Here is an 8,557-nt window from a genome sequence, read left to right as displayed (position 1 = left end):
CTGGCCAAAATGCGGGCGGGACGGGATGGGTAGCGGCGCGTCATGGCGCGGGGCCGGGCTGGCCGTCAGAGGAGGCCCAGGCCCCTCGCGACACCTTCGCCGTAACGCGGATCCGCCTGGCGGAAGTGCGCGATTTGGCGCTCCTGGATTTCGCGTGGCACCGTTTTCATCGAGTTGACGATGTTTTCGATCAACAGGGCCTGCTGTTCCGCGGTCATCAGGCGGAACAGATTGCCCCCCTGCGTATAGTCGTCGTTGCCCGTGCGATGGTCGTAGCGGTCGGCCTCGCCATCGAGCCGCAGGACCGGTTCGCGGTACGCGGGATCCTGCCTGGGCGCATCGGCCACGCTATTGGGCTCGTAGTTCGGTCCGCCGCCGAAATTGCCATCGAAGCGCATGGCGCCGTCGCGCTGGTAGGTGTTCACCGGCGCCTGGGGACGGTTGACGGGGAGGGACTGGTAGTTGGTGCCTACCCGATACAAATGCGCATCGTGATAGGCGAACAGGCGCGCCTGCAGCATTTTGTCCGGGCTGAATCCGAGTCCGCGCACGATGGACGACGGCGAGAAGGCGGCCTGCTCGATCTCGGCAAAGTAATTCTGCGGGTTCCGGTTGAGCGTGATGATGCCGACCTCGATCAGGGGGAAGTCCCCGTGCGGCCAGACCTTGGTCAAGTCGAAGGGGTCATAGGGCGTCTTGCGCGCCTGATCCTCGGTCATGACCTGGATGCACACGCGCCACCTGGGAAATTCGCCGCGCTCGATGGCCTGGAACAGGTCGCGCTGCGCATAGTCGGGGTCCTCTCCGGCGAGCCGGACGGCCTCGCGCGGGTGCAGGTTCTTGATGCCCTGCATGCTCAGGACGTGATATTTCACCCACACGCGCTCGCCGCGGTCGTTGATCATGCTGAACGTGTGGCTGCCGAAACCGTGCATGTGCCGATAGCCGTCTGGCGTGCCCCGGTCCGAAAACAGGATCGTGACTTGGTGCAGCGACTCGGGCGAGAGCGACCAGAAGTCCCACATCGCGGTCGGGCTCTTCAGGTTGGTGCGCGGGTCCCGCTTCTGGGTATGGATGAAGTCCGGGAACTTGATGCCGTCGCGTATGAAAAAGACGGGCGTATTGTTGCCGACCAAGTCCCAATTGCCTTCGTCGGTGTAGAACTTGATCGCGAAACCGCGCGGGTCACGCTCGGTATCGGCGGAGCCTTTTTCCCCGCCCACGGTCGAGAAGCGGATCAGCACGTCGGTTTTCTTGCCCACGTGCGAGAAAACGCTGGCGCAGGTGTAGCGAGTGATGTCCTGGGTGACCTCGAATACCCCATAGGCGCCCGAGCCCTTGGCGTGGACGACCCGCTCGGGGATACGCTCGCGGTTGAAGTGCTGCAGTTTTTCGATGAGGTGGAAATCTTCCAGCAATACCGGGCCCCGCGGTCCCGCGGTGCGCGAGTTTTGGTTGTCGGCGACGGGTGCGCCCGTGGCGGTAGTGAGTTTCGTCATCGTCGGCTCTTTGGTCTGCATTGAAGAGCGCTCAAGATAGGCCGCCTGCGGGTGTTAGTAAATTGAATTGATTAAATTGATTTGATAGATCGAGATAATCGTCCACCTCGGTCGCCGGATCAGCCCTGCAAGCGGATGCCGCCGCACCGCTTGGTACACTTAGGGTTTGCCCTCGTCCGGCCCGCGCGCTTCCCGCAGGCCGGATCGTTCAACCCCGGAAGCCGTGTTCGAGGAGAACCTGCGTGAAAAACCTCGTTTGGGTGCCGCCCGTGCACCGCGAATCCCCTTGTCCTCGCAATACTGAAGCCCCGAATTCCCCAGCCTGTGGCCGGCGCCGCCGCATGCTCGCTTGGTTGGCCGGTGTGCCGGCCGCTTACGCCGTCTCGGCCGTGCCGCGGCCGGTCCGGGCGGCGGCCGGGCCGCTTGCGATAGGCTTTGTCTACATGTCGCCGATCACCGACGCCGGTTGGACCCGCCAGCACGAAGACGGCAGGCTGGAGCTGGTGCGGGCGCTGGGTGATCGCGTCGCGACCAAGGTGGTGGAGAACGTTCCCGAAAACGCCGATGCCGAGCGGGTGATCCGCGACTTGGCCAGGCAAGGCTGCAAGCTCATTTTCACGACCTCATTCGGGTACATGGATGCCGTGATGCGCGTCGCGCGCGAATTTCCCGGCGTCGTGTTCGAGCAGGCGTCGGGGTACCGCCTGGCGCGCAACCTGGGCGCCTACAACATCCGTTTTTATGAAGGGCGCTATCTCGCAGGCTTGGTGGCCGGCGCGATGACGCGCAGCAATGTGCTTGGCTACGTGGCCGCGCTGCCCATCCCCGAGGTCATCCAAGGCATCAACGCATTCACGTTTGCCGCGCGCAGCGTCAATCCCAAGGTGCAGGTCCGCGTGGTCTGGACGCAGAATTGGTTCGACCCGCCGCGCGAGCGCGACGCGGCCCAGGCCGTGATACGGCAGGGGGCGGACGTCCTGACGAATCATTCCGGTTCGTCGGCCGTGGCGCAGGCTGCCGAAGCAGCGGGCGTGTGGATGCTGGGCTATACCTCCGACATGAGCAAGTATGCGCCGACCCGGCAGCTCGGCGCCGTCGTGCACCGCTGGGGCGACCATTACATCCGGGCCACGCGCGCGGTGTTGGAAGGCTCATGGCGGTCGCAAGCCTTCATGGGCGGCCTGAAGGACGGCATGATCGGGCTCGAGGCGATTTCTACCCGGGTGCCGCCAGACGTGAAGGCCTCCGTGGAGCGCGCGCGCCAGCGGATTGCATCGGGGGAGCTGCATCCCTTCGGCGGCCGCCTCGTCGATAACCAGGGCAAGGTCCGGCAGCAATCAGGCGTGCTTGCCGAGCGCGACGTGGAGCACATGGACTGGTTCGTGGAAGGCGTCGTGGGCAAGGCGGTGGCCTGAGAGGGGGCATTTCCGGGCGCTTCCTTCCAGTCCCGCTAAAGTATGGGTCGGCAGTGAACTGCCGGCGCCTGGCGTAGTCCCACTCGAATGCGCCGTGGCCGCGCATGCGCTTTGCCCGTCGGCGAACGCGTGGGGCGTTCGCCTCTCCAGCTCGTCTTCCTATCGTCCCGTCCATGAAACCAGACGTCCGCCCGTTTTCTTCGCTGTCTTTCCTGGCGCAAGCCTGGCGCATGACCGTCCGCGATTGGCGGGCAGGGGAGTTGCGCCTGCTCGCACTGGCCCTGGTGGTTGCGGTGGCTTCGGTGGCTAGCGTGGGTTTTCTCGCCGATCGCATACGCCTGGCACTGGAGCGCGACGCGGCGCAATTGCTCGGTGGCGATCTGGTCCTGGTATCGGATGCGCCCATCTCGGAAATCCAGCGCGAGCAAGCGGCCAGGTTGGGCCTGGAGGTGACCGAGACCCTGCAGTTTCCCTCCATGGCCGCCGCCGGTACGGGGGATGCGCTGCGTTCGCAACTGACGGCGCTCAAGGCCGTACAGCAGGGCTATCCCCTGCGCGGCCGGCTGCGCGTGGCCGACGGCCCCGCGATGCCGGACGAGGTCGCGTGGGACATTCCGGCGCGAGGTGCGGTCTGGGTCGACCCGCAACTGCTGTCGTTGCTGGAGGTCAGGGTGGGGGACGAGCTGCAGTTGGGGGACAAGCGATTCCGCATCGAACGCGTGATCGCCGTGGAGCCCGATCGCGGCATGAACTTTATCAACGTCGCTCCCCGCGTCATGATGCGCACCGACGACCTGGACGGGACAGGGCTGGTGACGTTCGGCAGCCGCATCTCGTATCGGTTGCTGGTTGCAGGGCAGCCTGCGCAGGTGCGCGAGTATGCAGACTGGTTGCAGGCCCGGCTCGAGCGCGGCCAGCGCGTGGAAACGCTGGAGTCGGGGCGGCCTGAGATGCGTCGCACCATCGACCGCGCCCAGCAATTCCTCTCGCTCGTGGCCCTGCTTGCGGCCTTGGTCGCCGCCGTGGCCGTCGCCCTGGCGGCGCGTCGGTTCACGCTGCGGCATTTCGACAGCGTGGCCGTCATGCGTTGCCTGGGCGCGACGCAGTCGGCGCTGACCCGCTTATTCGCCCTCGAGTTCCTCATTATCGCGCTGGGAGCCGCCGCGGCGGGAAGCCTGCTCGGCTACGTCGCGCACCAGGGCCTGATCGCGGCGCTGGGCGGATTGATCACGACCGATTTGCCCGCGGCAACACTGCTGCCGGCGGTGCAGGGCTTTCTGGCCGGTGTCTGGCTGCTGCTCGGGTTTGCGCTGCCGCCGCTCGCGCAACTGCGACACGTCTCGCCTGTGCGCGTGCTGCGACGGGAAACCGGCGTGGCGCCGGCCCGCACGGCCGTGGGGTATGGCATCGGTGCGCTGGGGTTCGCGTTGCTGCTGCTTTGGTTCGCGCGTGACCTGAAGCTGGGTGCGATGGTCGCCGGCGGTTTCCTCGCGGGCTTTGCCTTGTTCTGCGGGCTCGCATGGCTGGGCGTGCGGTGGCTCGAGCCATTGCGTCAATGGCAGCGCGGGCCGGTCGCGCTGCGATTCGCGCTGGCCGGCGTCGTCCGGCGCAGGGGGGCTACGGTGGCGCAGATCTGCGCGCTTGCAGTGGGGCTGATGGCCTTGCTGCTGTTATCGATCACGCGCGGCGATTTGGTCGACGGGTGGCGGCAGGCCGCGCCGCCCGATGCGCCGAACCGGTTTCTCATCAACATCCAGCCCGATCAGCGCGAAGCGGTGGGGCAACGGCTCGCGGACGCGGGGCTGGGCGAGACGGAACTCTATCCCATGGTGCGGGGCCGCCTGCTAGAGATCAACGGCCGTGCCGTGGGGCCGGCAGACTATGAGGATGAGCGGGCGCGTCGACTCGTGGACAGGGAATTCAATCTTTCCTACATGGATGAGATGCCGGGGCACAACCGGGTGGTGGCCGGACGCTGGCTGGACCCATCGGCCGCCGAGCTCTCCATGGAGGAGGGCATCGCCCAGACCTTGGGCGTCAAGCTGGGCGATACGCTCAGGTTCGATGTGGCCGGCAATGCGGTCGAGGTGACCGTCACAGGGCTGCGTGCCGTGGATTGGGATTCCATGCGGGTCAATTTCTTCGCCATCCTGTCGCCGGCCGTGCTGCGCGACATGCCGCAGAGTTGGATCACCGCATTGCATTTGCCGGAAGACAAGGCCGACTTGTCGAGCGCGTTGATTCGCGAGTTTCCCAACCTGACCATCTTCGACACCGGCGCCATCCTGCGCCAGGTGCAAGGTGTTCTGGACCAGGTCGTGGCGGCAGTCCAGTTCCTGTTCCTGTTCACGCTGGCCGCAGGCTGCCTGGTGTTGTATGCGGCGCTCGCCTCGACCCGGGACGAGCGCGTGCGCGAGGCTGGCTTGCTGCGTGTGCTGGGCGCCACGCGGCGCCAGCTTTCAGCCGCACAGTGGCTGGAATTGGGCGCCATCGGCGGTGCTGCCGGCTTGCTGGCGGCAGGCGGTGCTTCGGCGATCGCCTGGCTATTGGCGCGATTCGTGTTCAAGTTTGCGCTGGCGTCCAATCCTTGGGTGTGGGTCGCCGGCGTGTCTGTCGGCGTGGTATGCGCGTGGGCGGGGGGATGGATGGGCCTGCGCGGCGTGCTGAGGCATCCGCCCTTGGCGACGCTGCGGGAGGTATGATGCGCCGCGCTTGCGACAATCTCTATGCAGGATGATCAAACCATGGTGACACAGGAGCCCGGCGAGGCCGCCTCCGCCGAGCCGACCGTTTTCGAACGCATAGGCGGGGAAGCCCGGGTGCGCGAACTCGTCGACCGTTTCTACGACTTGATGGACCTGGACGCGGATTTGGCGGACCTGCGCGCCGCTCACGGACCCTCCCTGGACCAGGCGCGGCAGAAATTGTTTTGGTTCCTGTGCGGCTGGATGGGCGGGCCCAATTACTACATCGAACGTTTCGGCCACCCGCGGCTGCGCGCCCGCCACCTGCCGTTCTCCATCGGCACCAAAGAGCGCGACCAGTGGGTGATCTGCATGGGGCGCGCGATGCAGCAGATAGGCGTGGAGCCAGCGCTGGCCGACAGGCTGCTCGCCGCGTTCTATGACACGGCCGACTGGATGCGCAACCGCCCCGAATAAGGGCGCGCCTCACGCGCCGGGTGCCGCTGGTCCCGTACGCTCCCAGGGCGGCGTGCCGCCCAGGTGCTCCCGCAGCCAGGCGAGCAATACCTCGATGCGCGGCAGTCCGCGCTTGCGCGCGGGAATCAGGGCCTTGAGCCAAACGTCCTGCAATGGATAGCCTTCCAGCAAGGCGACCAGACTGCCGTCGGCCAATGCCCGGCCGGCCACGTAGGCGGGCAGCACGGCGATGCCGTTGCCGGCGCGCGCTGCCGCGTAGAGGGCATAGTTGTCGTTCGCGCCCAAGCGCGCCGGGACATCCACCCGGATCGGCCCCCGGTCGCTGTTGAAATGCCAGGTGTGGCCCGTGGGATTGAACACCAGGCAGTCGTGATCGGCGAGGTCACGCGGGTGGCGTGGCGCCGGGCGACGGGCCAGGTAGGCCGGTGACGCGCACACCACCTGCCTGAGCGGGCACAGCGGCTCGTCTACGACGCCTTCGTAGCTGTCGGCCCGGCCGCTTACGGAAATGTCGAAGCCTTCTTCGGCCGGGTTGGCGGAGCGGTCCAGCAAGGTGATTTCCAGGGTCAGCCGATCGTAGCGCTGCTGGAATGCGGCCAAGATGTCGGCCAGGTACAGGACCGTCAACGAGGTGGGCGCGCGCAGGCGTATGTGGCCTTCGAGGGCGTTCTGGTCGCGCTTGAGTTCGGACGCGATGGCATCGAAGTCGGCGACCAGGGCGCGGGCGCGCGCATGGAACTTGTGGCCGGCTTCCGTGAGGGTGACGCGGCGGCTGGAGCGCTCGAACAAGCGTGCGCCCAGGGTCCACTCCAAATGCCCGATCCGTTTGGCGATGACCGACGGAACCGTATCCAGTTGGCGTGCCGCTTCCGAAAAATTGCCGCCGCGCACGGTGGCGAGAAAGGCCCGCAAGTTGGCCAGTGTATCCATATCTTTTCTAAACTGCGAAAACAGGTGCTGCAAATTAGACCAGATAATCCGATTTGAAATAGATACCATGCGGGGCTCCAAGGGTTATGAGATGAGGCAGTGAACATGGCGACCCCGGCAAGCATTTCCGAGCCGGCCCGGCAAACACCGGTGCTGGGTGAGTACGACGTCGTCGTCCTGGGGGGCGGGCCAGCCGGCATGACGGCCGCGGCGGCGGCAGCCCGCCGCGGATGCCGCACGTTGTTGATCGAGCGGTATGGATTCCTCGGCGGCATGGGAACGGCGGCCGGGGTGACGAATTTCTGCGGCTTGCACGCCAACGTGTTCGGAGAGCACCGGCGCGTGATCCGAGGCCTGGCAGACGAGTTGCTCGGCAGCTTGGAGCGTTTGGGCGGCCTGTGCGAGCCGCATCGCATGTTCCAAGACAAAATCATGGCCCAGGCCTATGACAACGCTGCCTTCAAGCTGGCTGCCGACGAGCTGGTCGCGGGCAGCGGCAGCAAGCTGCTGTTCCATGCCTATGCCGCTGGTGTCGTGATGCGCTCGGCCAGTGAGGTCGCCGCCTTGCTCGTGGAAACCAAGTCTGGGCGCGGTGCCGTGATCGGCAGGATTTACATCGATTGCTCGGGAGACGGCGACGTTGCCGCGGCGGCCGGCGTTCCGTATGAGAAGGGTGACGGCCAGGGTGGGATGCTGTATCCGTCCACCATGTTCCGCGTCAACAATGTCGATCCTGCCCGGGCGGGCAATGCCTGGGAGCACTTCGGCCGCCTGATGGAGGAGGCGTCGCGGGACGGACGCCGCTTTGCGCGCAAGACACCCATCGTCCGGCCGCAGAGAAATCCCTCGGAGTGGCGCGCCAACGTGACGCAACTGAGTAATCCCGACGGTTCGGCCATCGACGGGACTGACGCCTGGCAGTTGACCGAGGGCGAGTTGCAGGGACGCCGCCAGGTGCGCGAATTCTTCGAATTCCTGCGCGACTATGCCCCGGGCTTCGAGTCTTCGTACATCCTCGAGATCGCGCCGCAGGTCGGCATCCGCGAAACGCGACGCATCGTCGGCGAATATCAGTTGAGCGAGGAAGACGTGCTCGGCTGCGCGAGCTTCGACGACACCATAGGGGTAAACGGCTGGCCCGTGGAAGCGCACGTGGCAGGCGACATCGTTTTCAAGTTCGTCGACGTGCCCAACTGCCGCGGCTTCAATCACCTGCCGTACCGCATGTTGCTGCCGCAGAGGGTGGACAACCTCTTGGTTGCCGGACGCTGCGCGTCCATGACCCATATGGGGCAGTCGGCGGCGCGGGTGACGGGGCCGTGCTTTGCCATGGGCCAGGCGGCCGGAACTGCCGCGGCCCTCGCCCTGCAGGCCGGAGTGGCGCCGCGCCGGCTCGACGTGGCGCGACTGCAGGACGCGCTCGAGCAAGACGGCGCCTATCTGGGCCGGGACATCTAGGGAAGGTCTGCAAAACCTTCCTGCCAGACTGCCGGGATGGGACAATAGCGACATGAAGCAGATGAGTCTGGAGGCGCCGATGTATACGGGCTTT

General features: G+C 66.0%; 6 protein-coding genes. 4 read left to right on the top strand and 2 right to left on the bottom strand.

The features are described 5' to 3' along the window. Positions 1–65: 65 nt before the first annotated feature. Entirely contained in the window at positions 66–1,499 is a 1,434-nt protein-coding gene (locus IRZ12_RS13045) for a catalase (RefSeq protein WP_296469114.1), read from the bottom strand. A 341-nt stretch (positions 1,500–1,840) separates the two neighbouring features. Between IRZ12_RS13045 and IRZ12_RS13040 the strand changes: the two genes are divergently transcribed. From IRZ12_RS13040 to IRZ12_RS13030, 3 genes are all read left to right on the top strand, one after another. Beyond that, entirely contained in the window at positions 1,841–2,914 is a 1,074-nt protein-coding gene (locus IRZ12_RS13040) for a BMP family ABC transporter substrate-binding protein (RefSeq protein WP_296469112.1), read from the top strand. 173 nt (positions 2,915–3,087) lie between these two features. Further along, positions 3,088–5,616 (top strand): FtsX-like permease family protein, encoded by a 2,529-nt coding sequence (locus IRZ12_RS13035; RefSeq protein ID WP_296469110.1) that lies wholly within the window; start codon positions 3,088–3,090, stop codon positions 5,614–5,616. A gap of 42 nt (positions 5,617–5,658) precedes the next feature. Continuing rightward, positions 5,659–6,075: a group II truncated hemoglobin gene (locus IRZ12_RS13030; RefSeq protein ID WP_296469108.1), complete on the top strand. Its 417-nt coding sequence runs from the start codon at positions 5,659–5,661 to the stop codon at positions 6,073–6,075. 9 nt (positions 6,076–6,084) lie between these two features. Here the strand turns inward: IRZ12_RS13030 and IRZ12_RS13025 are convergent, their stop codons facing one another. Next, entirely contained in the window at positions 6,085–7,005 is a 921-nt protein-coding gene (locus IRZ12_RS13025; protein WP_296469106.1) for a LysR family transcriptional regulator, read from the bottom strand. 105 nt (positions 7,006–7,110) lie between these two features. On the opposite strand from IRZ12_RS13025, the gene IRZ12_RS13020 reads away from it, so the two are divergent. Continuing rightward, complete coding sequence (locus tag IRZ12_RS13020) at positions 7,111–8,463, top strand: FAD-dependent oxidoreductase (protein ID WP_296469103.1); 1,353 nt, start codon at positions 7,111–7,113, stop codon at positions 8,461–8,463. Positions 8,464–8,557: the final 94 nt, after the last annotated feature.

Source organism: Pigmentiphaga sp., assembly GCF_019689535.1.
Taxonomy (GTDB): domain Bacteria; phylum Pseudomonadota; class Gammaproteobacteria; order Burkholderiales; family Burkholderiaceae_B; genus Pigmentiphaga.
This window is presented reverse-complemented; position numbering and strand designations above follow the sequence as displayed.